This window comes from Pseudomonas sp. PH1b, from assembly GCF_000633395.1.
Taxonomy (GTDB): Bacteria; Pseudomonadota; Gammaproteobacteria; order Pseudomonadales; family Pseudomonadaceae; genus Aquipseudomonas.
Map to the genome: position 1 here is coordinate 65,491 of NZ_AYMU01000010.1, position 22,708 is coordinate 88,198.

19 protein-coding genes are annotated in these 22,708 nt (G+C 63.0%); 7 read left to right on the plus strand and 12 right to left on the minus strand.

All coding sequences use genetic code 11. The features are described 5' to 3' along the window. From U873_RS0117465 to lpxC, 4 genes are all read left to right on the plus strand, one after another. Positions 1-867, plus strand: a complete 867-nt coding sequence (locus tag U873_RS0117465) for a cell division protein FtsQ/DivIB (RefSeq protein WP_025129466.1) — start codon at positions 1-3, stop codon at positions 865-867. Positions 868-881: 14 nt separating this feature from the next. Continuing rightward, complete coding sequence (gene ftsA, locus U873_RS0117470) at positions 882-2,141, plus strand: cell division protein FtsA (protein WP_025129467.1); 1,260 nt, start codon at positions 882-884, stop codon at positions 2,139-2,141. Between the two features lie 74 nt (positions 2,142-2,215). Beyond that, complete coding sequence (gene ftsZ / locus U873_RS0117475; protein ID WP_025129468.1) at positions 2,216-3,409, plus strand: cell division protein FtsZ; 1,194 nt, start codon at positions 2,216-2,218, stop codon at positions 3,407-3,409. A 112-nt stretch (positions 3,410-3,521) separates the two neighbouring features. After that, on the plus strand, positions 3,522-4,433 hold the full coding sequence (lpxC, locus tag U873_RS0117480) for a UDP-3-O-acyl-N-acetylglucosamine deacetylase (RefSeq protein WP_011063304.1): 912 nt from the start codon (positions 3,522-3,524) through the stop codon (positions 4,431-4,433). 68 nt (positions 4,434-4,501) lie between these two features. On the opposite strand, the gene U873_RS0117485 is transcribed toward lpxC, so the two are convergent. The 7 genes from U873_RS0117485 to U873_RS0117515 form a co-directional block, all read right to left on the minus strand. Beyond that, positions 4,502-6,013, minus strand: coding sequence for a sensor domain-containing diguanylate cyclase (locus U873_RS0117485; RefSeq protein ID WP_025129469.1), 1,512 nt, complete (start codon positions 6,011-6,013; stop codon positions 4,502-4,504). A gap of 140 nt (positions 6,014-6,153) precedes the next feature. After that, positions 6,154-7,479: an OprD family porin gene (locus tag U873_RS0117490; RefSeq protein ID WP_025129470.1), complete on the minus strand. Its 1,326-nt coding sequence runs from the start codon at positions 7,477-7,479 to the stop codon at positions 6,154-6,156. A gap of 190 nt (positions 7,480-7,669) precedes the next feature. Beyond that, on the minus strand, positions 7,670-7,894 hold the full coding sequence (locus U873_RS0117495; RefSeq protein ID WP_025129471.1) for a hypothetical protein: 225 nt from the start codon (positions 7,892-7,894) through the stop codon (positions 7,670-7,672). 226 nt (positions 7,895-8,120) lie between these two features. Then, the gene (locus U873_RS0117500) at positions 8,121-9,485 is read right to left on the minus strand and encodes a heavy metal sensor histidine kinase (protein WP_025129472.1); all 1,365 of its coding nucleotides are present in this window, start codon (positions 9,483-9,485) and stop codon (positions 8,121-8,123) included. Then, positions 9,475-10,152 (minus strand): heavy metal response regulator transcription factor, encoded by a 678-nt coding sequence (locus U873_RS0117505; protein WP_025129473.1) that lies wholly within the window; start codon positions 10,150-10,152, stop codon positions 9,475-9,477. Before U873_RS0117505 ends, U873_RS0117500 begins: the two co-directional genes overlap by 11 nt. Before the next feature lie 8 nt (positions 10,153-10,160). Beyond that, a complete protein-coding gene (locus tag U873_RS0117510) occupies positions 10,161-13,256 on the minus strand; it encodes a multidrug efflux RND transporter permease subunit (protein ID WP_025129474.1) in 3,096 nt (1,031 codons plus the stop codon). Beyond that, positions 13,253-14,413: an efflux RND transporter periplasmic adaptor subunit gene (locus tag U873_RS0117515; protein WP_025129475.1), complete on the minus strand. Its 1,161-nt coding sequence runs from the start codon at positions 14,411-14,413 to the stop codon at positions 13,253-13,255. The genes U873_RS0117510 and U873_RS0117515 overlap by 4 nt, the downstream gene beginning before the upstream one ends. A gap of 224 nt (positions 14,414-14,637) precedes the next feature. Here U873_RS0117515 and U873_RS0117520 point away from each other — a divergent pair, with 224 nt between their 5' ends. Both U873_RS0117520 and U873_RS0117525 read left to right on the plus strand, forming a co-directional pair. Continuing rightward, positions 14,638-14,877, plus strand: coding sequence for a hypothetical protein (locus U873_RS0117520; RefSeq protein ID WP_025129476.1), 240 nt, complete (start codon positions 14,638-14,640; stop codon positions 14,875-14,877). Between the two features lie 157 nt (positions 14,878-15,034). Continuing rightward, on the plus strand, positions 15,035-16,618 hold the full coding sequence (locus U873_RS0117525; RefSeq protein ID WP_025129477.1) for a PAS domain-containing methyl-accepting chemotaxis protein: 1,584 nt from the start codon (positions 15,035-15,037) through the stop codon (positions 16,616-16,618). A 31-nt stretch (positions 16,619-16,649) separates the two neighbouring features. Here the strand turns inward: U873_RS0117525 and U873_RS0117530 are convergent, their stop codons facing one another. The 5 genes from U873_RS0117530 to norR all read right to left on the minus strand — a co-directional run bounded on the left by U873_RS0117530 (position 16,650) and on the right by norR (position 21,104). Further along, positions 16,650-17,399, minus strand: a complete 750-nt coding sequence (locus U873_RS0117530) for a YkgJ family cysteine cluster protein (protein ID WP_025129478.1) — start codon at positions 17,397-17,399, stop codon at positions 16,650-16,652. 93 nt (positions 17,400-17,492) lie between these two features. Further along, positions 17,493-17,819 carry a hypothetical protein gene (locus U873_RS0117535; protein WP_025129479.1) on the minus strand — a complete coding sequence of 109 codons (327 nt, stop codon included), beginning with the start codon at positions 17,817-17,819 and terminating at the stop codon, positions 17,493-17,495. A 113-nt stretch (positions 17,820-17,932) separates the two neighbouring features. Further along, positions 17,933-18,412, minus strand: a complete 480-nt coding sequence (locus tag U873_RS0117540) for a GNAT family N-acetyltransferase (RefSeq protein WP_025129480.1) — start codon at positions 18,410-18,412, stop codon at positions 17,933-17,935. 3 nt (positions 18,413-18,415) lie between these two features. Continuing rightward, positions 18,416-19,318 (minus strand): chemotaxis protein CheV, encoded by a 903-nt coding sequence (locus U873_RS0117545; protein ID WP_025129481.1) that lies wholly within the window; start codon positions 19,316-19,318, stop codon positions 18,416-18,418. Between the two features lie 229 nt (positions 19,319-19,547). After that, positions 19,548-21,104: a nitric oxide reductase transcriptional regulator NorR gene (norR, locus tag U873_RS0117550; RefSeq protein ID WP_025129482.1), complete on the minus strand. Its 1,557-nt coding sequence runs from the start codon at positions 21,102-21,104 to the stop codon at positions 19,548-19,550. A 156-nt stretch (positions 21,105-21,260) separates the two neighbouring features. Here norR and hmpA point away from each other — a divergent pair, with 156 nt between their 5' ends. Beyond that, positions 21,261-22,442: an NO-inducible flavohemoprotein gene (hmpA, locus tag U873_RS0117555; protein ID WP_025129483.1), complete on the plus strand. Its 1,182-nt coding sequence runs from the start codon at positions 21,261-21,263 to the stop codon at positions 22,440-22,442. The last annotated feature ends 266 nt before the right edge of the window (positions 22,443-22,708 follow it).

The following is a 22,708-nucleotide window of genomic DNA, read 5'->3' on the forward strand; positions in this document are numbered from 1 at the left end:
ATGCAAGGCGCGTCGCTTCGTCATCAGCCACCTGCACCCGGCCGCAAGCCGGTGCCGCGGGGTGCCAGCCGGATGGTGGCCAAAGAGCCGATGTCGGTGCGCCTGCCGAAAGCCAACTTCGGCTTTCTGAAAAGCCTGTTCTGGCCGGTGCTGCTGGTGGCATTGGGCTTTGGTACCTATGAAGGTGCCCAACGCCTGTTGCCCTATGCCGACCGCCCGATTACCAAGATCGCCGTACAGGGCGACTTGAGCTACATCAGCCAGCAGGCGGTGCAGCAGCGGATCGCGCCTTACGTCGCGGCGAGCTTCTTCACCATCGACCTGGCGAGCATGCGCACGGAGCTTGAGCAGATGCCATGGATCGCCCACGCCGAAGTGCGTCGGGTGTGGCCGGACCAGGTGGTGATTCGCCTGGAAGAACAGCTGCCGGTGGCCCGTTGGGGCGACGAGGCACTGTTGAACAACCAGGGACAGGCCTTCACCCCGCGTGAACTGGCGAACTATGAACACTTGCCGCAGTTGTTCGGGCCTCAGCGGGCCCAGCAGCAAGTGATGCAGCAGTATCAGGTGTTGAGCCAGATGCTGCGGCCCCTGGGCTTCTCGATTGCCCGTCTGGAGCTGCGCGAGCGCGGCAGCTGGTTCCTGACCACCGGTGCCGGCAGTGCCGGCCCGGGTATCGAGTTGCTGCTGGGACGCGATCATCTGGTGGAAAAGATGCGCCGCTTCATTGCCATTTATGAAAAAACGCTGAAAGAACAGATTACGAACATCGCGCGCATCGATCTGCGCTACGCCAACGGCCTGGCCGTCGGCTGGCGCGATCCAGCGGCACCCACGACGGCGCAACCTGCCGTCGCGAAGAATTAAGAAGAGGCAGGACCATGGCAAATGTGCAAAGCGGCAAAATGATCGTCGGCCTGGATATCGGCACCTCCAAGGTGGTGGCGCTGGTGGGCGAAGTCGCGGCCGATGGCTCGCTGGAAATCGTCGGTATTGGTACCCATCCTTCCCGCGGCCTGAAGAAGGGCGTGGTGGTGAATATCGAGTCCACCGTGCAGTCGATCCAGCGCGCGGTGGAAGAAGCGCAACTGATGGCGGGCTGCCGTATCCACTCGGCCTTCGTCGGTGTGGCGGGCAATCACATTCGCAGCCTGAACTCCCACGGCATCGTGGCGATCCGTGATCGTGAAGTCAGCTCGGCGGACCTGGAGCGGGTTCTCGATGCGGCCCAGGCCGTGGCGATCCCGGCGGACCAGCGGGTTCTGCACACCCTGCCGCAGGACTACGTGATCGACAACCAGGAAGGCGTGCGCGAACCCCTGGGCATGTCTGGCGTACGTCTGGAAGCCAAGGTGCACGTGGTGACCTGTGCGGTGAACGCGGCCCAGAACATCGAGAAGTGCGTGCGTCGCTGCGGCCTGGAAATCGACGACATCATTCTCGAGCAACTGGCCTCGGCCTATTCGGTACTCACCGACGACGAGAAAGAGCTGGGCGTGTGCCTGGTGGATATCGGTGGCGGTACCACCGACATGGCGATCTTCACCGAAGGCGCGATCCGTCACACCGCGGTGATCCCGATTGCCGGCGACCAGGTGACCAACGACATTGCCATGGCCCTGCGCACTCCGACCCAGTACGCCGAGGAAATCAAGATCCGCTACGCCTGCGCCCTGGCCAAGCTGGCCGGTGCCGGCGAAACCATCAAGGTGCCGAGTGTCGGCGACCGTCCACCGCGCGAGCTGTCGCGCCAGGCCCTGGCCGAAGTGGTCGAGCCGCGCTATGACGAACTGTTCACCCTGATCCAGGCCGAGTTGCGTCGCAGTGGCTACGAAGACCTGATCCCGGCCGGCATCGTGCTCACTGGCGGCACCGCGAAGATGGAAGGCGCAGTGGAACTGGCAGAGGAAATTTTCCACATGCCGGTTCGCCTGGGCGTACCCCACAGTGTCAGGGGCCTGTCCGACGTGGTGCGCAACCCGATCTATTCCACCGGCGTCGGCTTGCTGCTGTACGGGTTGCAGAAGCAATCCGACGGCATCTCCTTCTCCGGCATCGGCAGCCGCGACAGCTACAGCAGCGACGAGCCCAAGGCGGCGCTGCTCGATCGCATCAAGAGCTGGGTGCAGGGCAACTTCTAAGAATCAGTTTCAAGCAACACGTTTCAAGCAGTAGGCAGTAGGCGAAAAACTAGAGAAATGAAAGGAGAGGGAAAATGTTCGAACTCGTAGACAACATCCCGCAGAGTCCGGTAATCAAGGTTATCGGTGTTGGCGGTGGCGGCGGCAACGCAGTCAATCACATGGTCAAGAGCAACATTGAAGGCGTCGAGTTCATCTGCGCCAACACTGACGCTCAAGCGCTGAAAAGCATTGGTGCCAAAACCATCCTGCAACTGGGGACGGGTGTGACCAAGGGCCTGGGCGCGGGTGCCAATCCTGAAGTCGGTCGTCAGGCCGCACTGGAAGACCGCGAGCGGATCGCCGAGGTCCTGGCGGGCACCAACATGGTGTTCATCACCACTGGCATGGGTGGCGGTACCGGTACCGGTGCGGCGCCGATCATTGCTGAAGTGGCCAAGGAAATGGGGATCCTCACCGTTGCGGTGGTGACTCGTCCGTTCCCGTTCGAAGGCCGCAAGCGCATGCAGATCGCCGATGAAGGCATCCGCGCGCTGAGCGAAAGCGTCGATTCGTTGATCACCATTCCCAACGAAAAGCTGCTGACCATCCTCGGTAAGGACGCCAGCCTGCTGTCGGCTTTCGCCAAGGCCGACGACGTGTTGGCTGGTGCCGTTCGCGGTATCTCCGACATCATCAAGCGTCCGGGCATGATCAACGTCGACTTCGCCGACGTGCGTACCGTGATGAGCGAAATGGGCATGGCGATGATGGGCACTGGCTGCGCCAGCGGTCCGAACCGTGCACGTGAAGCCACTGAAGCGGCGATCCGCAACCCGTTGCTGGAAGACGTGAACCTGGAAGGCGCGCGCGGCATCCTGGTGAACATCACCGCGGGTCCCGACCTGTCCCTGGGCGAGTACTCCGACGTGGGTAGCATCATCGAGGCCTTCGCTTCGGAACACGCGATGGTCAAGGTCGGTACCGTTATCGATCCGGACATGCGTGACGAGCTGCATGTCACCGTAGTGGCCACCGGCCTGGGCGCGAAGATCGAGAAGCCTGTGAAGGTCATCGACAACACCGTTCAGACTTCCATGTCCGCGCAGTCACAAGCGCCAGTTGCTGCTCGTCAGGAACTGCCGTCGGTGAACTACCGTGACCTGGATCGTCCGACCGTGATGCGTAATCAGGCACAGTCGAACGCGGCGACCGCGGCGAAGCTGAATCCGCAAGATGATCTGGACTACCTGGACATCCCGGCATTCCTGCGTCGTCAGGCCGATTGATGGAATGTATCAGGGGTATTAGGGTGATTGGTGTTCAGCAAAGGCATGGTCTGCTATTATCGCCAGCCTTTGTTGATACCAGTTCGCAATTTGCGCTGAAGCGGCCCAAGCCATGATTAAACAACGCACCCTGAAGAATATTATCCGTGCCACAGGTGTAGGCCTGCATTCCGGGGAGAAGGTATACCTGACCCTCAAGCCTGCGCCTGTCGACACCGGCATTGTGTTTTGTCGTGCCGACCTGGACCCTGTGGTGCAGATTCCTGCTCGCGCGGAAAATGTTGGCGAAACCACGATGTCGACCACCTTGGTCAACGGTGACGTCAAAGTAGACACGGTGGAGCACTTGCTCTCGGCCATGGCTGGCCTGGGCATCGATAACGCCTACGTCGAGCTCTCCGCGTCTGAAGTCCCGATCATGGATGGTAGCGCCGGACCCTTCGTATTCCTGATTCAATCTGCTGGCCTCGAAGAACAGGACGCAGCTAAAAAGTTCATCCGCATCCTTCGTGAAGTGACCGTGGAAGACGGCGACAAGCGCGCCACTTTCGTGCCTTTCGATGGTTTTAAAGTGAGCTTCGAGATCGATTTCGATCACCCGGTTTTCCGTGACCGCACCCAGAGTGCAAGCGTGGACTTCTCCAGTACTTCGTTCGTTAAAGAAGTCAGCCGCGCCCGTACCTTTGGTTTCATGAGTGATATCGAGTACCTGCGCAAGCACAACCTCGCACTCGGCGGCAGCGTGGAAAACGCAATTGTGGTCGATTCGGATGGCGTACTGAACGAAGACGGTCTTCGCTACGAAGACGAATTCGTCAAGCACAAGATCCTGGATGCAATTGGCGACCTCTACCTGCTGGGCAACAGCCTGATAGGCGAGTTCAAAGGCTTCAAGTCGGGCCATGCACTGAACAACCAGCTACTGCGCAAGTTGATTGAGCAGAAAGATGCCTGGGAAGTCGTGACCTTCGAAGATGCCAGCACTGCACCGATCTCTTACATGCGTCCGGTTGCGGCCGTGTAAGTCACTCTCTCTTTCCTTTTGTTTTTGAAGGCCATCCCCCCGGATGGCCTTTTTTTATGCCTGGATACTCAAGCGCCGTGCTTGCAGCGGCCCTGGGACATATTGGAAACCACCCGATTGCGACCACTGGACTTGGCCAGGTACAGAGCCTTGTCGGCACTGCCGAGCCAATCTTCGAGGCAGGTCTCAGGGTTGCCTGACCAGGTATTGATGCCGATGCTGACGGTCAGGGGCGTGGCCTGTTCGCTGACGGCCGGCAAGGCTTCGATGCTGGCGCGGATCTTCTCGGCAAGCATCGAGGCGCCGGCGCTGTCGGTGCCGGGAAGCACCACGGCGAACTCTTCGCCACCGTAGCGAGCGGTGATATCCGTGGGGCGCCCGGCGCAGGCGGCAATATTCTGCGCCACTGCACGTAAGGCCTGGTCACCCAAGGGGTGGCCGAAGCGGTCGTTGAAATTCTTGAAGTGGTCGACATCGATCATCAGCAGCGACAGTGGCAGCAGTGTGCGCTGGGCCCGTGCCCATTCACTGTTCAGGGCCTGATCCAGGGTGCGACGATTGGCCAGGCCAGTGAGGGCGTCGACGGCTGCCAGGCGTGCCAGTTCCTGCTCGGCGCTGTGACGGCGTCGCAGTTCGCGGCACAGCAGCCAGGTCATCCAGAGGAGGGCGATGCACAGCAGCCCCGTGGCGCTGCTGATCAGCAACGCAGTACGTTGCCAGGAGCCGAAGACCTCGTCGGTGGATAAGGCAACGATCACGATCAAGGGCAGGTCGCCGACCTGGGAAAAGGTGTACAGCCTTTGTTGCTGGTCGACGCTGGAGATGCCGCTAAAACTGCCGTTGCCTTCGCGCAGGATACGCACGAAGTTGGGACGCTGGCTGAAATCCCTGCCGATCAGGTTGTCGGCCAGGGGCGGTTGTTGCGCCAGCAGGATACCGTCGCGGCTCACTAGGTTGATCGAGCCGTTGTGGCCGATATCCAGGCCCTTGAACAATTCGTTGAAGTAATCCAGGCGCAGGGCGGCTTCGGCCACTCCGAGGAAGCGGCCATCGGCGTCGCTGAGCCTGCGGCTGAAGCTGATGCGCCAGTCCTGCTCGGCATTGCGGGCCCGGAACGGGCGGCTGATCAGCATCCCGGGGTCCGGGTTGTCGACATGGGACTGAAAATATTCGCGGTCAGCGAAATTGTCGGTGCGTGGTTGTACCGAGGCGGAGTCGGCGATCACGTCGCCATGGGGGTCTAGCAACAGGATGTTGCCCTTAAAGGGGGCGGCGGTGGCGCGATCAAAGAGTGCCAGGTGGCGGATCGGCGCAGGCACCTGGCGCAGGTCGGTGCGTTGTGCGGCACTGATCAGGCCTTTGAGGGACAGGTCGTAGAGCTCGACATTGCGCAACACGTCGGAGTCGATCAGTTGCACGATATTGCTTGCGGCACGGGTGGCCGCCTGCTCGGCAGCAGCGTGCTCGCGGATCAGCAGGTAGGCGACGATGCTGAGAATGGCCGCGACTATCAGTGAACTGGCCAGGATCAACAGGCGTTCGGAGTTTGTCGGGAGGGGGGGCGCACTGCTCAGGCTCATGATTCCGGCTTCTGCTACGGAGAGATTTCAGTTTCTTCTTATGGACGCGGGCTGCAGGAATCGGTCACGCCTTCGAGCCTGTATAAATCCGGGGCCAAAAAAAGGCCAGCGAAACATGCTGGCCTTTTGCTTATATCGGTTTAGAAAACGTTGATCGGGTAGTCGACGATCACTCGGTATTCATCGGTGTCGTTGTCCACCGCACCGTAGCCGTTGCCGCCGCGGTTGGTGGCCCACTGCAGGCGGACCGACAGGTCCTTGGCCTTGCCGCCCTGCACCACGTACTTGAGGTCCAGGTCGCGTTCCCAGTGCTTGGCGTGCTTGCCGTCGGCGCTGTACCAGCTGGAGTAGCCACGGCTGGCCGGGTCGACCTTGGTCAGGTCCAGTTCGCCGCGAGAATAGGACAGCGCCGAGGTCAGGCCCGGCAGGCCGACTCCGGCGAAATCGTAGGCGTACTTGAGCTTCCACGAGCGCTCGTTGGGACCGTTGAAGTCCGAGTATTGCTGGGAGTTGTCGAGGTAGATGCTGTCGCCCTGGGCAATGTAGTCGAACGGCGTGTTGCCGTTGACCCGCTGGTAGGCCGCGGTGACGCTATGGCTGCCAACGCCGACCGTGAAGTGCAGGCTGTAGGTGTTGTTGTCGATGTTGCCCAGCAGGGCCTGGCCGGTGTCCTGGGTGTGATAGAAGTGCAGGCCCGGATTGAGGCTGACCAGGTCGTTGACCGCGTAGGTGTAGTCCAGGTCGTAGTAATACTGGTTCCAGATGTCCTTGAGCTCGGAGGCATAAAGGCTGCTGGTCAGCCCCGGGACGCTGCTCCAGGCCACCCCGGCCCAATTCAGGTGCAGGCTTTCGTCACCTTTTGGCAGGTTGCCGTAGGAGGTGCCGATGCGCTTGTGGCCGCTCTGGTTGTAGAGCTTGGTGAAACTGGCCTGGCCGCCTTCGATCAACCAGCCATCGAAGCTGTGGTTGGTCAGGCTCACGCCACGAAAAGTCTGGGGCAGCATGCGGCTCATGCCTCCGGCGATCACCGGGTTGTTGAGAAACAGATCGCCGGCCTTGAGCTCGGTATCGAAGGCTCGCATCTTCAAGGTGGCACCGGTGGTGGAGAACGAACCGGGCGCCTTGTGCTGGCCATCATCACTGACGGGCAGGATGCTCGATTTGCTGGTGCCGCCTCCGCCGTCCAGCTTGAGGCCGAGCATGGCGTTGGCATCCAGGCCGAAGCCTACGGTGCCCTGGGTGTAGCCGGACTCGAAGACCCCGAGGAAACCTTGGCCCCACTCGATATTGTCGTTGGCTTGCTGATGCCGGTTGCGATTCATGTAGTAGTTGCGGGCAGTGAGCTTGAGGCTCGAACCGGCGACGAAGCCCTCGTCATTGGGTTCTTCGGCGGCCTGGCCCAAGGCCGGAATAGTTGCAGCGATTGCAATGAATAGCGGGCTGATTTTCAGCGTGGTCCTGAACAACGTGTAGCTCCTTTGGTGAGTGAACATGGTTTTTTATTGTGAATTCGGTTGTTTCTTATTCTGTACATGACGAATTTGCCGAGGGTTTCTCCACGGCAAAAAAAAGCCGCTGAAGTCAGCGGCTTTAAGACAACTTACTCCCGGGTTGAACGCAGAGAAGTTGTCGAGGGAAACGAGTCGGTGGCGCGGATCAACTGTCTTTCTGAGCGTCGCTCTTGCTGTGCTCGGCAGTGATCTTCTGGGCTTGCTGACTGTCTTGCTGCTGGGCGGCCTGGGCGATCTGCGCTTGTTCGAAGGCGGCGGCTCGGGCGGCATTCTGCGCCACGAAAGCCTGGGACTCTTCGGCCATGGCGAGAGGCGCCACGAACAGGGAAGACAAAACAAACGCGCTGGCAATACCCATACTGTTGGACATTTCTGAAGACCTTCTTGCAGAGCAAGTTCAATTCGGTGCGACAAAAATATAACCACGACGAGTCCGGAAAAAGAGCCGAACAGGATAAGGACTGTTACAAAAAAAACAATAGTGGGCGCCGCCTTGCAGGAGCTGGCTTGCCAGCGAACACGCCATATCGTCTTGCACCGGATGTGTTGGCGCTTGCGCCGGCAAGCCGGATCCTACCGAATCCGAGAATCCCGAGTCAGCGAGGCAGGTACAGGCCGAAGGTGTTGATGCCCTGGTCGCTGCGCACGAACACGTCGCCACCGTGCATCAGGGCGATGGCCTTGACGATGGCCAACCCCAGGCCATGGTTGGCGCCGCTGTTGCTGCGTGAGGCATCGACCCGGTAGAAGCGTTCGAACAACCTGGGCAGGTGTTCGCTGGCGATGCCTTGTCCCGGGTTGCTGACGGCGATCGCCACCTGCTGTTCCTGCACCTCGATCCGTACCTGGATCACTTCACCGGCCGCGGTGTGCTGTACCGCGTTGCTCAGCAGATTGATCAGCGCCCGGCGCAGGTGGGCGATCTCGATCCGCACCTGGGCATCGCCCTGGACCTCGACCCTGACCTGGGCGTCTTCGAGAATGAAGTCCAGGTAGTCCAGGGTGGTGGCCACTTCCGTGGCCAGGGAGGTGCTGGTGAGCTTGGTGGCCTTGCTGCCCTGGTCGGCGCTGGCCAGGAACAGCATGTCGTTGACGATCGAGCGCAGCCGTTCCAGTTCTTCGAGATTGGATTGCAGTACCTCGAAGTAGTGCTCTGCCGAACGGCCCCGGGTCAGGGCCACCTGGGTCTGGCCGATCAGGTTGGTCAGGGGCGAGCGCAGTTCATGGGCGACATCGGCGTTGAACGACTCCAGGCGTGAGTAGGCATGCTCGACCCGTTCCAGGGTGGAGTTGAAGGAATTGACGAACTGGCTCAGCTCCGGCGGCAAGGGCGAGAGTTGCAGGCGGCCGGAGAGGCGCGGCGGAGCCAGGCGCTGGGCTTCCTGGGACAGCTTGATCAGCGGCTTGAGGCCGATCCGCGCGACCCAGTAGCCCAGGGCCGAGGCCAGCAGCACGCCGACGATGGCCAGGCCGATCAGGGCCATGAGCAATTGGTGCTGGGTCTGGTGGAAGGTGTCGGTATCGATGGCGATCAGAAAGCGCAGGGCCGGACGCTGCTCCTTGGCCGCCAACTGGCTGACCAGCACCTTCAGCGGGTAGGGATGATCGGCCAGGTTCAGGTCGCGCATGCCCAGCGGGCCCTGGGCGAATGCACGGATCTGTGGATCAGGATTACCGTATTCATAGGCCTCGTCGCCACTCACCGCCCAGAAACGGATGCGCTTGTCTTCCTCGCTCAGCAGTTTGAGCTTGCTGGTGATCTTGCCCCAGTGCTCGGGATTGCCGTAGCGGGTCAGGGCCGATTCCAGCACGCTGTAGCGCGCATCCAGCTCGGCTTCGGGCAACAGGCCCAGGCCCTTGTCCACCTGCTGATAGAGCGCACCGCCGATCAGCAGGAAGATCAGCAGCGCCACCAGGGTGAACAGCCCACTCAGGCGCAGGGCAATGGAATTACTGCGCACTGCGGTTCTCCAGCACATAGCCCATGCCACGAATGGTGTGCAGCAGCTTCTGCTCGAAGGGGCCGTCGAGCTTGGCCCGCAGGCGCTTGATCGCCACCTCGACGACATTGGCGTCGCTGTCGAAATTGATGTCCCAGACCATCTCGGCAATCGAGGTCTTGGATAGGATCTCGCCCTGGCGTCGGGCCAGTACACTGAGCAGGGAAAACTCCTTGGCGGTCAGGTCCAGGCGGGTGCCGGAGCGGCTGGCCTTGCGGCTGATGAGGTCGATCCACAGGTCGGCGATGCTGATCTGCACCGGCTCGTGGCCGCCGCTGCGGCGGGTCAGGGCCTGCAGGCGAGCCACCAGCTCAAGGAAGGAAAACGGCTTGCCCAGGTAATCGTCGGCGCCGTCGCGCAGGCCCTTGATCCGATCCTCCACGCGCTCCCTGGCGGTGAGCATGATCACCGGGGTCTGTTTGCGCGCCCGTAGCGCCCGCAGCACGCCAAAACCGTCCAGGCCGGGGAGCATCACGTCCAGCACTATCACCGCATAGTCGCCTTCCAGGGCCAGATGCAGGCCCTCGACGCCATCCCGGGCCAGGTCCACGGTGTAGCCCTGTTCAGTCAGGCCGCGGTGCAGGTAGTCCGCGGTTTTTTCTTCATCTTCGATTATCAGAACGCGCATGACCCGCCTCAGGTATTGGTGGCCGGCGACAGCGCCGGCTGGGGCCGGTGGAACAGCCGCTCAAGCCACAAGTATATGACCGGCGTGGTGAACAGCGTCAGCGCCTGGCTCACCAGCAGGCCACCGACCACGGCGATGCCCAGGGGCTGGCGCAGTTCGGCGCCGGCACCGTAGCCGAGCATCAGCGGCAGGGCGCCGAGCAGGGCGGCGAGGGTGGTCATGATGATCGGCCGGAACCGAGTGATGCAGGCCTGGTAGATCGCCTCTTCCGGCGCCAGGCCCCCATTGCGTTGGGCTTCCAGGGCGAAGTCGATCATCAGGATGCCGTTCTTCTTGACGATGCCGATCAACAGCACCAGGCCGATCAGCGCCATGATCGAAAAGTCCTGGCCACAGAGCCAGAGCATCAACAGGGCACCGAGACCGGCCGAGGGCAGGGTGGAGATGATGGTCAGCGGGTGCACGAAGCTTTCGTACAGCACCCCGAGGATGATGTAGACCGCCACCAGCGCCGCGAGGATCAGGTATGGCTGGCTGGCCAGGGAACTCTGGAAGGCCTGGGCCGCGCCCTGGAAGTTGCCGCTGATGGCCGCCGGCATGCCGATCTCGGCCTTGGCCTGGTTGAGCAGGACCACCGCGTCACCCAGGGCCACGCCGGGGGCCAGGTTGAACGACAGGTTGGCGGCCGGGAACATGCCGTCGTGGGCAATCGACAGTGGGCCGATGGTGGGGGCATCGAAGCGCGCCAGGGCCGACAGCGGCACCATCTCTCCGGTCAACGGCGAGCGCAGGTAGAAGTAGTTGAGGCTTTCGGCCTTGCCGCGTTGCTGGGTGTCGAGTTCGAGGATCACGTTGTACTGGTTGATCTCGGTCTGGAACTCGTTGATCTGGCGCTGGCCGAAGGCATCGTACAGCGCCTCGTCGACATCGCTGGCGGTGAGGCCGAAGCGGGCGGCGGCGACCCGGTCGATGTTGATGTGGGTGATGCTGCCGCCCAGTTGCAGGTCGTTGGATATATCGCGGAAGGCCGGGTTGCTGCGCAGCTTCTCGGTCAGGCGCTGGGTCCAGGTGCTCAGGGTCGGGCCGTCGTTGCTTTTGAGCACGTACTGGTACTGGGCGCGACTCGGGCCGGAGCTGAGGTTGATGTCCTGGCCGGCCCGCAGGTAGAGGACGATGCCGGGCACCTTCATCAGCTGCGGGCGGATGCGGTCGATAAAGGCGCTGGCGGAGACATCCCGGTCGCCGCGACCCTTCAGCGAGATCCAGAAGCGTCCGTTGGCGATGGTCTGGTTGCTCCCGGAGACCCCCACGGAATGGGAGAAGGCCTGTACCGCCGGGTCGGCGGCGACGATCTCGGCCAGGGCCTGGTGCTTTTTCACCATGTCCGGGTAGGAAATGTCCGCGGCGGCTTCGGTGGTGCCGAGGACGAAGCCGGTGTCCTGCACCGGGAAGAAGCCCTTGGGAATCAGAACATAGCCGGCAATGGCCATGCTCAGGGTCAGGCCGAAGATCCCCAGCATCAGTTTCTGATGGGCCAGGGCCTTGCGCAGGCCGCGCTCGTAGACCGCCAGCAGGCGCTCGCCGAAGCCTGGCTTGGCATGGGCCGGGTGCACCGGGGCGCGCATGAACAGGGCCGCCAGGGTGGGGGCCAGGGTCAGCGAGACCACCACCGAAATCATGATGGTGGAAGTGGCGGTCAGGGCGAACTCCTTGAACAGCCGGCCGACCACGCCGCCCATGAACAATAGGGGAATGAACGCCGCCACCAGGGAGAAACTGATGGAGACCACGGTGAAGCCGATCTCGCCGGCGCCCTTGATTGCCGCCTCGCGCATGCCGTCACCGGCTTCCAGGTGACGGTGGATGTTCTCCACCACCACGATGGCATCGTCCACCACAAAGCCCACGGCAATGACGATGGCCACCAGGGTCAGGTTGTTCAGGCTGAAGCCCATGACGTACATCAGGGCGAAGCTGGCAATCAGTGACACGCCGAGCACCGCAGAGACGATCAGGGTTGCCGACCACTGGCGCAGGAACAGCGCCATCACCGCCACGACCAGGAGCACCGCGATCAGCAGGGTGATTTCCACCTCATGCAGCGAGGCGCGGATGGTCTGGGTGCGGTCCACCAGCACGTTGACCTGTACCGAGGCCGGCAGCATCGCCTCAAGCCCCGGCAGGGCGGCCTGGATGCGATCCACGGTGTCGACGATGTTGGCCCCGGGCTGGCGCGAGATCACCAGGTTGACCCCGGGTTGATCGCCGGACCAGGCCTGGACGTAGGCATCTTCCGAGCCGTTGACCACCCGCGCCACGTCCTGCAGGTGCACCGGTGCCCCATCCTTGTAGGAAACGATCAACTGGCCGTATTCCTCGGGGTGGAACAGCTGGTCGTTGGTGGACAGGGTGGAGATGCTCGATTCACCGTACAGCGCACCCTTGGCCAGGTTGAGGCTGGTCTGCTGGATCGCCAGGCGGATGTCGGCCAGGGTCAGGCCGATGGCCGCCAGCTTGTCCGCCGAGGCCTGGACCCGAATCGCCGGGCGCTGCTGGCCGGTGATGTTGATCTGGCCGACCCCGTCGATCTGGCTGATCTGCCGGGCCAACAGGGTTTCCGCGTAGTCGCTGAGCTCGGTGCCGGGCATCTGCGTCGAACTGATGCTGAGGATCAGCACCGGGCTGTCCGCCGGGTTGACCTTCTTCCAGGTGGGCAGTGTGGGCATGTCCTTGGGGAGCTTGCCGGCCGCGGTATTGATCGCCGCCTGCACTTCCTGGGCCGCGGTATCGATGCTCTTGTTCAGGGTGAACTGCAGGGTCAGCAGCGACGAACCCAGGGCGCTGCTGGAGGTCATCTGGGTCATGCCGGGGATGGCGCTGAACTGCACTTCCAGGGGCGTGGCTACCGATGAGGCCATGGTGTCCGGGCTGGCGCCGGGCAGGGCCGCCGATACCTGGATGGTGGGAAACTCGGCTTCCGGCAGCGGTGCCACCGGCAGGCGCGGAAAGGCAATCAGCCCCAGCAGCACCAGGGCGAAGGTCAGCAGGACGGTGGCGACCGGATGGTCGACGCACCAGGCGGATACCGAGCCGCGCCCCTTCATGGCTTGGGCTCCGAGGCCTGGACCACCTGGGGCGGATCGCTGAGTACCTGGACCCGGGAACCGGGCTTGAGCCGCGACTGGCCATCGCTGACCAGCACGTCACCGGCCTGGACCCCGGCAATGATGCTCAGGTCGCTGTCCTGATACACCACCTGCACCGGCACGGCTTCCACTTGCTGGTCCTTGACCCGGTAGACGAAGTGCTGGTCCAGGCCGCGCTGGACCACCGTCGGCGGTACGGTCAGTGCATCCTGGTCCAGGGCCGTCTGGATCTGCACCGTGACCAGTTGGCCGGGCCAGAGCTTCTGCTGGGCGTTGTCGAACTCCGCCTTGGCGCGGATGGTGCCGGTGCCCGCGTTGATCTGGTTGTCGATCAGGGTCAGGTGGCCGTTGCCGAGCAAGGCCCCGGCGCTATTGCTGTCGGCTCCCAGGTAGGCCTTGACCGCGGCGGGGGACTGGGCATGAATCAGTTGCTGCAAGGTCGGCAGCATTTGCTGGGGCAGGGAGAACTCCACGGCGATGGGGTCGATCTGGGTCACCGAGAACAGGCCCTGGGTATCGCTCATGCGCAGGAAGTTGCCTTCATCCACGCTGCGAATCCCTACCCGACCGGTGACGGGAGAGCGGATCTGGGTGTAGGAGAGTTGCACCTGGGCGGCGTCAATGGCGGCCTGGTTGCCCTGGGCCGTAGCGTTGAGCTGATTGACCAGGGCCACTTGCTGGTCATAGGTCTGCTTCGAGATACCGTCATCCACCGACAACAGCTTGTAGCGCTTGAGGTTGATCTGCGCCACCTGCAACTGGGCCTGGTTCTGCGCCAGTTGGGCCCGGGCCTGATCCAGGCTGGCGCGGATCGAGCGGTCATCGAGGGTGGCCAGCAGGTCGCCGGCCTTCACCAGTTGTCCCTCCTTGACCAGCAGCCTGGTGAGGATGCCGTCCACCTGGGGACGAATGACCACGCTGTGCAGCGACAGCACCGAGCCAATGCCGCTGGCATAGCGCGGCACGTCCTGGCGGATCACGTCCACTACCCGCACCGGAATTGCCGTAGGGGCGGCCAGCTTGGCGGTCGCCGGTTTGTTCAGGAGCCACAGCGCCACGGCACTGAGGCCCACGAGTAGCGCTACGGTCACGACGGTTTTCTTGGCAATGGGCATGGGATGAGAACGCCGGGGGCAATGATGTCGGAAAGATGGCCATGATCTGAGGACAGTTATAGTCCGGCAACCCGGTCAGCAAGGTGACGGCCAGCTGTCGGCGCTGTCAGAAAAGCCCCGGCCCACCCCGGCAACCCAGGTTAAAGATCGCTGGCACACGGGTATACTGCCGTCCACTGTGGCCTGTCCCTTGGCCCGGATTCCTTTTTCCCCCTGGAGTTTTCATGACTTCCCCTGTACAGCCCCCTGCGGATGACGCCGTGAGCGTCGATCCTGCGGTCGAGTCGACCGTCACCGAGGACAAGGCCGCGATCCCGGCATTCAAGTTTCCGTTCAAGCCGTCCGAATTCGCCCCGGCGAAGAACGCCCAGCAGCCCTGGTACAAGAACGGCGCCAGCAATGGCCACACCAAGACCCCCGGCGCAGCGCCTCCCGGTACCCGTCGCTCCATGGGCAAGCGTTGATATCGCCGACAATCGAAGACAAAGCCCTGATTTGCGCTTTTTAATCGCAATGATGGCTAATTGCTTTAAACCTGAGCTGGATCAGTATTTGTGGCATCAGTGCGCTTAGAGTCAGCAGCCCTGCCGACTCCACCCAACACAGACGAGCGCGCTATCCATGAAGATCAACCTTCCGGTTACTGGGCGAAACGTGGACTTTGCCCCTGATGCGAATATCCTTTCGACCACTGATCTGACTAGCGCGATCACCTACGCCAACCCTGATTTCATCAAGATCAGTGGCTACAACCGTGAGGAGTTGCTGGGCTCGCCGCATAACCTGTTGCGCCACCCGGACATGCCCTCCGCGGCCTTCGCCCACATGTGGCGCACCCTCAAGCGCGGCCGTTCGTGGATGGGCATGGTGAAGAACCGTTGCAAGAACGGCGATCACTATTGGGTCAGTGCCTATGTCACGCCCGTGACCCGCGATGGCCAGGCGGTGGAATACCAGTCGGTGCGTACCAAACCCAGCGTGCGTCAGATCGAGGCGGCAGAGCGGGCCTATGCCCAGCTCAACGCTGGCGGCCCCTCGTGGTGGAGCCTGTTGCCGGTGATCAGCCTGCGGTTGCGTCTCTGGACCTCCATCAGCGCCGGCTTCATCGGCAGCTACGGCGTTTCAGTGTGGCTGCTGCCCGAATCCTGGATGGTCCAGGGGGCCGTGATGGCCATGGGGTGGTGCCTGAGCCTGACGGCGGTCGGCGTGCAAACCCGGCCACTGGATCGATTGGCCGAGCGCGCCCGGCAGATCGGTGACAACCCCTTGAGCCAGGGCATCTATACCGGCCGTGCCGACGAGTTCGGGCGCATCGAGTTCGCCCTGCAGATGCTCGAAGCCCAGGTGGGCGCGGTGGTGGGGCGCATCGGCGATGCGTCCCAGCGCCTGGAGGGGCATGCCGCCGAACTGGTGGAGCACTTGCACAGCAGCCACAACAGCACCCTGGAACAGCAGGCGGAAACCGATCAGGTGGCGGCGGCCATTCACCAGATGGCGGCCAGCGTCGCCGAGGTCGCCACCCATGCCCAGCAGGCCTCGGTGGCGGCGGACCAGGCGGAAAGCGAAACCCGTGAGGGCCATCTGCTGGTGGGCGAGAGCCGCAGTGCGGTGCTGCGCCTGGCCAGTGAGCTGGAGCGGGCGACCGAGGTCATCCATCAACTGGAAAGCCACAGCAGCGACATTTCCGGGGTGCTGGAGGTGATCCGCAGCATTGCCGAACAGACCAACCTGCTGGCCTTGAATGCGGCGATCGAGGCGGCCCGGGCCGGTGAGCAAGGGCGAGGGTTTGCAGTGGTGGCGGATGAGGTGCGCGGGCTGGCCCAGCGCACCCAGGATTCGACCAACGAAATCCAGCGCATGATCAGCACCCTGCAGAACGGCGCGCGCAACGCGGTGGAGGCCATGCAGCACAGCAGCCAGCACGTGGAGAGCAGCGTCGATCAGGCTCAGCGCGCCGCGGTGGCCCTGGACGGCATCAGCCAGCGGGTCAACCAGATCACCGAGATGAGCTTGCAGATTGCCGCCGCGGTGGAAGAGCAGAGTGCGGTCAGCGAAGACATCAACCGCAACATCATCGGCATCCGCAATGCGTGCGAGGTCACGGTCAGTGCCGGCCAGTTGAGCCACGTCAACTCGGGCGACGTGGCCGGGCTGGCAGGCGACTTGCGGCAACTGGCGCTGGAGTTCTGGCACAAGCGCGGCTAGGGCTGTTCGCCGGCGCGCCGTTGCTCGCGGCTCAGGCGGCGCGCAGGGAAATGAAGGCGTAGTCCAGGGGCGTATCGCTGACCACCTGGGCGCCGGCGGCCTGGACCTGGCTGGCGATGTCTTCCCCGGACAGATGAAAGCGCCAGGATTGGCTCGACGCCTCCGGTGGTTGAGCCTGGATTTGATCGATGGCTCTGGCCAGGGCTGTCATGTCGGGCAGGTAGGCAGTGAAACCATCGCCCTTGAGTGCCGTGGTGCGAATCCCCAGCAAGGCACAGATCGCGGTCTTGGTCGGGATATCGTCGCGGTCGGCCTGGCGCGAGCGGCGGATCAGCTCGGCCAGTTCAAGGTCTACCAGCTCGCCGCCGAGAATCAGCTGCGGTCCCTGTTCCCAGGATTGCGTTGGGCATTCCTTGGCCTGTGGGTTGAGGGGGATGTGCGGGTTGATCTCCATCGGATAGATGCGGCACACCAATGGTCGCCGCTCATAGATGCGGCACCGCTGTTCTTCGTCAAGATTCCGGCACGGGCCGACGTTGTAGGCGGCGAAGGTAATCGCCACGTAGGCCTCGGTACTGCCGCTGGGCACTCGGCAGGAGCGCCGCTCGGCATGTTCGCGCTGTTGCGCCGGCAACCCCAGGCCATTGCCGAGAAAGGCCTCCACCAGAACGATCACCTGACCGCCGTCGGCCGCCCAGGCACGGGCTTCCGTGAGGGTCAGGGGCACATGATGGTCGTTGCAGCACTTGCCGCAGCCTACACAGGAAAACTGAGTGTTCATGGAGCGCGAAACCATTACGGGTCGACAGGAAGTGCGTCGCAAATACCGTCAACGACGCGGCCAGGGAGAACATCGAAGCAAGTTGTACGCCATTTACGGGCGCTTGATTACCGGGCGGATCGAGTCCCACTCGGTGACCGCCGCAGTGCGGGTCCGTTTGTTGTACAGGCAGAGCTCGATGCCGGACTGGCCGCGCAGCTGCTTTTGTGGGTACTGGCCTTGCAGCAGAAGGGCGGTATAGGCGAGTTGATCGTCGAATTGCGCGGCCTTGCCTACGGGCTGGGGGTGGTTCAGGCCGCTGGCCCGGGTGCAGCTCTCGAGCACGGCTCTGTCCAGGGCTGCCCAGGCTTCGTCGCTGGAGGCCCGGGCCTGGCAGGCGAGGGCGGCGAGTGCTATCAGGCTCAGGATCTTTGTATTCATGGGCACGGCTCCTCAGGGGCGGTGAGACCACGGCGTGCGCGGTGATCGAACGCCGCCTTCGCCAGCGGCTAAAGGGTGCGGTATCGGCCTGGAAATGTCAGCAGGCCCGGCGCCTAAGGCAGTAGCTCGCGGCGGACGAGGTGCATGCCGGCGCTTTCGTACAGGCAGCGGGCTGGCAGGTTGCCTTCCAGTACCCGCAGATCGACAAAGCCTTCCCGGCGCTCGGCGAACAGCATGAAGGCCTGCTGCAACAAGGCACGCCCCAGGCCCTGGCCACGGGCACGGGGATGCACCACCAAATCCTTGATGTAGGCGCTGGTCCAGCACTGGGCGACGCCGATGATCCCGTCGCCATCGCGGGCTACCAGGCACAGCTGGGGGTCGTATTCGGCATCGGTTTCGAAAGCCTGGCGCCAGGTGTCCAGTGCTGGCACCCGGCCGCCACCGTCCAGATAGCCCAGGTGCATCAGTTGGTGCACGGCCTCGGCCTGTTCCGGGCTGTAGGGCTGCACGGTGACCCCGTCCGGCCACTGGGGGGCTGCCTGGGGCAGACTCAGGTCGCGGCGCAGCAGCAGGCAGTGGATCTCGCTCATGCCTCAGGCTCCTTGGGTCGCAATGGCCTTGGCCGCGTCGATCAGGCAGCGGGTCAATTCCGGCGAGGAGAACTTGGTGAGTACCGCGTTGGCTCCGGCCAGTCGAGCCTTTTCGCTGTTCATGGCGCTGTCCAGGGAGGTGTGCAGCAACACGTACAGATGGGCGAAGTCCGGGGTTTCCCGCAGGGTCCTGGTCAGGGCGTAGCCATCCATCTCGGACATTTCGATGTCGGAGACGATCAGGTTGATCTCATTGGCCGTGCCTTGCAGTTCCAGCAGGCAGTCGATGGCTTCCTTGGCGCTGCGGGCGGTGTGGCATTGCAGGCCGAGGTTGCGCAGGGTGTGCACCGACTGCTGCAACGCCACCTGGCTGTCGTCGACCACCAGGATACGGGCGTTGCCCAGGGCTTCGGCGTCTTCCATGCTCAGTTCGGTAGGCGCCATTTCGATCTGCGCCGGGGCAATGCCGTGGATCACCTTCTCGATGTCGAGGACCTGCACCAGGGTGCCGTCGACCTGGGTCACCCCGGTGATGTAGGACTTGAGGCCGCCGGAGCCGTAGGGCGGGGGGCGGATGTCGGTGGTCAGGCAATGCACGATCTTGCTCACCGCCTGCACATGCAGGCCCTGCTTGGAGCGGCTGACATCGGTGACGATCAGGCAGCCGCTGTCCGGGTCCGCCAGGGGCCGCTCGCCGATGGCCCGGCTGAGATCGATCACCGACAGGGAATTGCCGCGCAGGGTGGCGATGCCTTTTACGTGGGGATGGGATTCCGGCAGCTTGGTCAGCGGCGGGCAGGGGATGATTTCACTGACCTTAAGCAGGTTGATTGCCATCAGCTTGCCGCTGCGCAAGGTAAACAGCAGAAGCGAAAGCGAATCTGCGCGGGCTTTGTTGGAGGACATAAAAACCTTCTCTGGAAAGAATTGGCTCGTGGTGCGAACCACGGACAACCATTGATAACGGGTTATCGACTTGTTCAGGGCTGGCTTTAGCCTGATCGAGGTCTTGTCGGCCCCTGTGTTCTGTATAGCCGCTGTCCCGGGCGATGATCGGCCGCACAGCGGATAGCCAGCTGCCGGCCGAGGCTCTGGGGGCGGTGCGCTGGCCGCGGGCGGCGGTGGCTGGGCGGGGTTATTTCAGGCCCAGGCGCTTGGCCAGGCGGCCGAGGTTGGCGCGGTCCAGGCCCAGCTCCCGGGCGGCGCTGGCCCAGTTGTGCTGGTGGCGTTCCAGGCAGGCGCTGATCAGCTGGCGCTGGTAGCTTTCTGTCGCTTCGCGCAAGTCGCCCTGGATCGCGGCGGCTGGCAGTTCCGGGCTGGGCGGTGGGGCGTTTGTGGCGGGTTGCTCAATGGCCCGCGGCAGGTCGAGGTCCGCGACATCGAGGGTGAGGATCTTCGGCCGTTCTCGGCAGTGGCCCAGGGCCTTGAGGGCGCTGCGCCCGATCAGGTGCTCCAGCTCACGGACGTTGCCCGGCCAGCCGTAGGCCAGCAGCGCCGCCTGGGCCTCGACGCTGAGACGCAAGCTACCCAGGCCCATGCGCGAGCGGTTCTGCTCGAGGAAGTAGCCGCTGAGCAACAGCACGTCGCGACCACGATCGCGCAGGGCCGGCACTGGCAGGGGGTAGACGCTGAGACGGTGATAGAAGTCGGCGCGATAGCGGCCATTGCGCACCTCCTGTGCCAGGTCACGGTTGGTGGCGGCGATCAGGCGCACATCGACCTGGTGCTCCTTGTCCGAGCCCAGGCGTTGCAGTTGGCCGCTTTGCAGTACCCGCAACAACTTGGCCTGCACGGTCAGTGACAGCTCGCCCACTTCATCGAGAAACAGGGTGCCGCCGTTGGCCAGTTCGAACTTGCCCCGGCGATCCTGGGTGGCTCCCGTAAATGCCCCGCGCACGTGGCCGAACAGTTCGCTCTCCACCAGGGTGTCGGGCAGGGCGGCACAGTTGAGGCTGATGATCGGCTGTTCGGCCCGGGGCGAGGCGCCATGGATGGCCTGGGCCACCAGTTCCTTGCCGACTCCGGTTTCACCGGTGATCAACACTGTCAGGTCGCTGCCTCCCACCAGGTTGATCTCCTCCAGCAGGCGCTTGTGGGCCTTGCTCTGCCCGATCATTTCGCGGTTCTGTCCACTGGCCTGGCGGTAGACCTCGGCCCGTTGGTGCTCGTTTTCCGCGCGTTGAGCCAGGCGTTCGATGCGCTGCGCGGCACTGACAGTGGCCGCGGCGAGGCTGGCGAAGGCTTGCAGGGCGTCCAGCTCGATGGGCTCGAAGCGCTGTGGGTCCAGCGCGTCGAGGGTCAGCAGGCCCCAGGGGCGCTCATCGATGAACAGCGGGCAGCCCATGCAGTCATGCACTTCCAGGTGATTGTCGAGGCCTTCCACCAGCCCGTCGTAAGGGTCGGGCAGTTCACTGTCGCTGGCGAAACGGGTGGGTCCCGGGCTGGCGAGCAGGGCAGCGAAGCGCGGGTGTTCGCTGACCTTGAAGCGGCGCCCCAGGGTATCGGTACTCAAGCCGTTGACGGCCAGGGGCACCAGCCACTCGCCATCCAGGCGCAACAACGCGGCGGCGTCGCAGGGCAGCAGCGCGCGCAGGGCTTCCAGCAGGCGACGATATCGCTCGCTTTCGGGCAGTTCCCGGGACAGGTCGGTGACCAGGGGCAGCAAGGTCGTCAGCAGGGATTTTGCAGTCATAAGGACTCCATATGGTCATAATGACTATAAATGCATAAGGGTCTTTTTGACCATATTTGTTTTAATCTATTGAATTTAAAGGATTTATTTCTTGGCATGAAAACTGATTGGTCAAAGGAAACCTGCAAGCAGTCATAAAGTCCAGGAGTTGTCCTTATGCTAAGCGTTCAAGATCGCGCCATCATCAAATCCACTGTGCCCCTGCTGGAAAGCGGTGGAGAAACCCTGATTACCCACTTCTACCGAATGATGCTGTCCGAGTATCCCCAGGTGCGGCCGCTGTTCAACCAGGCGCACCAGGCCAGCGGTGACCAGCCTCGGGCCCTGGCTAATGGCGTATTGATGTACGCCCGGCACATCGACCGGTTGGACCAACTGGGGGACCTGGTGGCCAAGATCATCAACAAGCATGTGGCCCTGCAGATTCTGCCGGAGCACTACCCGATCGTTGGTGCGTGCCTGTTGCGGGCCATCGAGGAAGTGCTGGGCAAAGACATCGCCACCGAGCAAGTGATCAGCGCCTGGGCTGCGGCCTACAACCAGTTGGCAGATATCCTGATCGGCGCCGAGGCCGCGATCTACGACGAGAAGGCCCAGGCGCCAGGCGGATGGCGTGGAGCGCGGGCGTTCAAGCTGGTGCAGAAGGTGGAGGAGAGCGCGGAAATCACCTCGTTCTACTTCGAGCCACTGGACCAGGGTCCGATCCTGGCCGCCGAGCCTGGGCAGTACATCGGCTTGCAGCTCTTTATCGACGGTGAGGAAATCCGCCGCAATTATTCCCTGTCGGCGCTCTCTGACCAGGGCCAGTACCGCATCAGCGTCAAGCGCGAAGTGGGTGGCGTGGCCTCCAACTACCTGCACGACCAGTGTTCGGTGGGCAGCACCATCCAGCTGTTCCCGCCCGCCGGCGAGTTCACCCTGGCGGCCAGCGACAAGCCCCTGGTGCTGATCAGTGGCGGCGTGGGCATCACCCCGACTCTGCCGATGCTGGAAGCCGCCCTGGCGACCCAGCGCCCGGTGCACTTCATCCACTGCGCGCGCAACGGCCAGGTGCATGCGTTCCGTCACTGGGTCGATGGACTGGCCCAGCGTCATCCGCAGCTCAAGCGTTTCTACTGCTACGCCGAGGACGACGGTGTCAGCCCATCGGCAGACAAGCTCGGCATGCTGACGCGCGAGCAGTTGGCCGAGTGGCTGCCGGAACAACGCGACCTGGATGCCTACTTCCTCGGGCCCAAAGGCTTCATGGCAGCCATCAAGCGCCACCTGAAGGCCCTGGGCATCCCCGAGCAGCAAAGTCGCTACGAGTTCTTCGGTCCCGCCGCGGCCCTGGAATGACCGCTCGGCCGGTCCTGTTTGCGGACCGGCCCTGAGCTGCCCTGAACGCCCCGCAGATCTTGGATTTGCGGGGCGTTTTGTTTGAAATTGCCGTTTTCAGTACATTTCGTACAACGGTTAATCCACTCTTAACCCGTTTCTCGTTATTGTCCGCCACTTGAGTAGAACCCTGGGCCGCGGTACGGGCGGCTTTGCTCCGGGGCAGTGCAGCCGAACGCCATGCCCCCTGCATTCAAAGGTCATGTTCAACGTGTAGACTTCCCGGC

Coding starts and splice junctions, on each gene's coding strand:
- U873_RS0117465 (WP_025129466.1), top strand. CDS start 1: ATGCAAGGCGCGTCGCTTCGTCATCAGCCACCTGCACCCGGCCGCAAG.
- ftsA (WP_025129467.1), top strand. CDS start 882: ATGGCAAATGTGCAAAGCGGCAAAATGATCGTCGGCCTGGATATCGGC.
- ftsZ (WP_025129468.1), top strand. CDS start 2,216: ATGTTCGAACTCGTAGACAACATCCCGCAGAGTCCGGTAATCAAGGTT.
- lpxC (WP_011063304.1), top strand. CDS start 3,522: ATGATTAAACAACGCACCCTGAAGAATATTATCCGTGCCACAGGTGTA.
- U873_RS0117485 (WP_025129469.1), bottom strand. CDS start 6,013: ATGAGCCTGAGCAGTGCGCCCCCCCTCCCGACAAACTCCGAACGCCTG.
- U873_RS0117495 (WP_025129471.1), bottom strand. CDS start 7,894: ATGTCCAACAGTATGGGTATTGCCAGCGCGTTTGTTTTGTCTTCCCTG.
- U873_RS0117505 (WP_025129473.1), bottom strand. CDS start 10,152: ATGCGCGTTCTGATAATCGAAGATGAAGAAAAAACCGCGGACTACCTG.
- U873_RS0117510 (WP_025129474.1), bottom strand. CDS start 13,256: ATGAAGGGGCGCGGCTCGGTATCCGCCTGGTGCGTCGACCATCCGGTC.
- U873_RS0117515 (WP_025129475.1), bottom strand. CDS start 14,413: ATGCCCATTGCCAAGAAAACCGTCGTGACCGTAGCGCTACTCGTGGGC.
- U873_RS0117520 (WP_025129476.1), top strand. CDS start 14,638: ATGACTTCCCCTGTACAGCCCCCTGCGGATGACGCCGTGAGCGTCGAT.
- U873_RS0117525 (WP_025129477.1), top strand. CDS start 15,035: ATGAAGATCAACCTTCCGGTTACTGGGCGAAACGTGGACTTTGCCCCT.
- U873_RS0117530 (WP_025129478.1), bottom strand. CDS start 17,399: ATGAACACTCAGTTTTCCTGTGTAGGCTGCGGCAAGTGCTGCAACGAC.
- U873_RS0117535 (WP_025129479.1), bottom strand. CDS start 17,819: ATGAATACAAAGATCCTGAGCCTGATAGCACTCGCCGCCCTCGCCTGC.
- U873_RS0117540 (WP_025129480.1), bottom strand. CDS start 18,412: ATGAGCGAGATCCACTGCCTGCTGCTGCGCCGCGACCTGAGTCTGCCC.
- U873_RS0117545 (WP_025129481.1), bottom strand. CDS start 19,318: ATGTCCTCCAACAAAGCCCGCGCAGATTCGCTTTCGCTTCTGCTGTTT.
- norR (WP_025129482.1), bottom strand. CDS start 21,104: ATGACTGCAAAATCCCTGCTGACGACCTTGCTGCCCCTGGTCACCGAC.
- hmpA (WP_025129483.1), top strand. CDS start 21,261: ATGCTAAGCGTTCAAGATCGCGCCATCATCAAATCCACTGTGCCCCTG.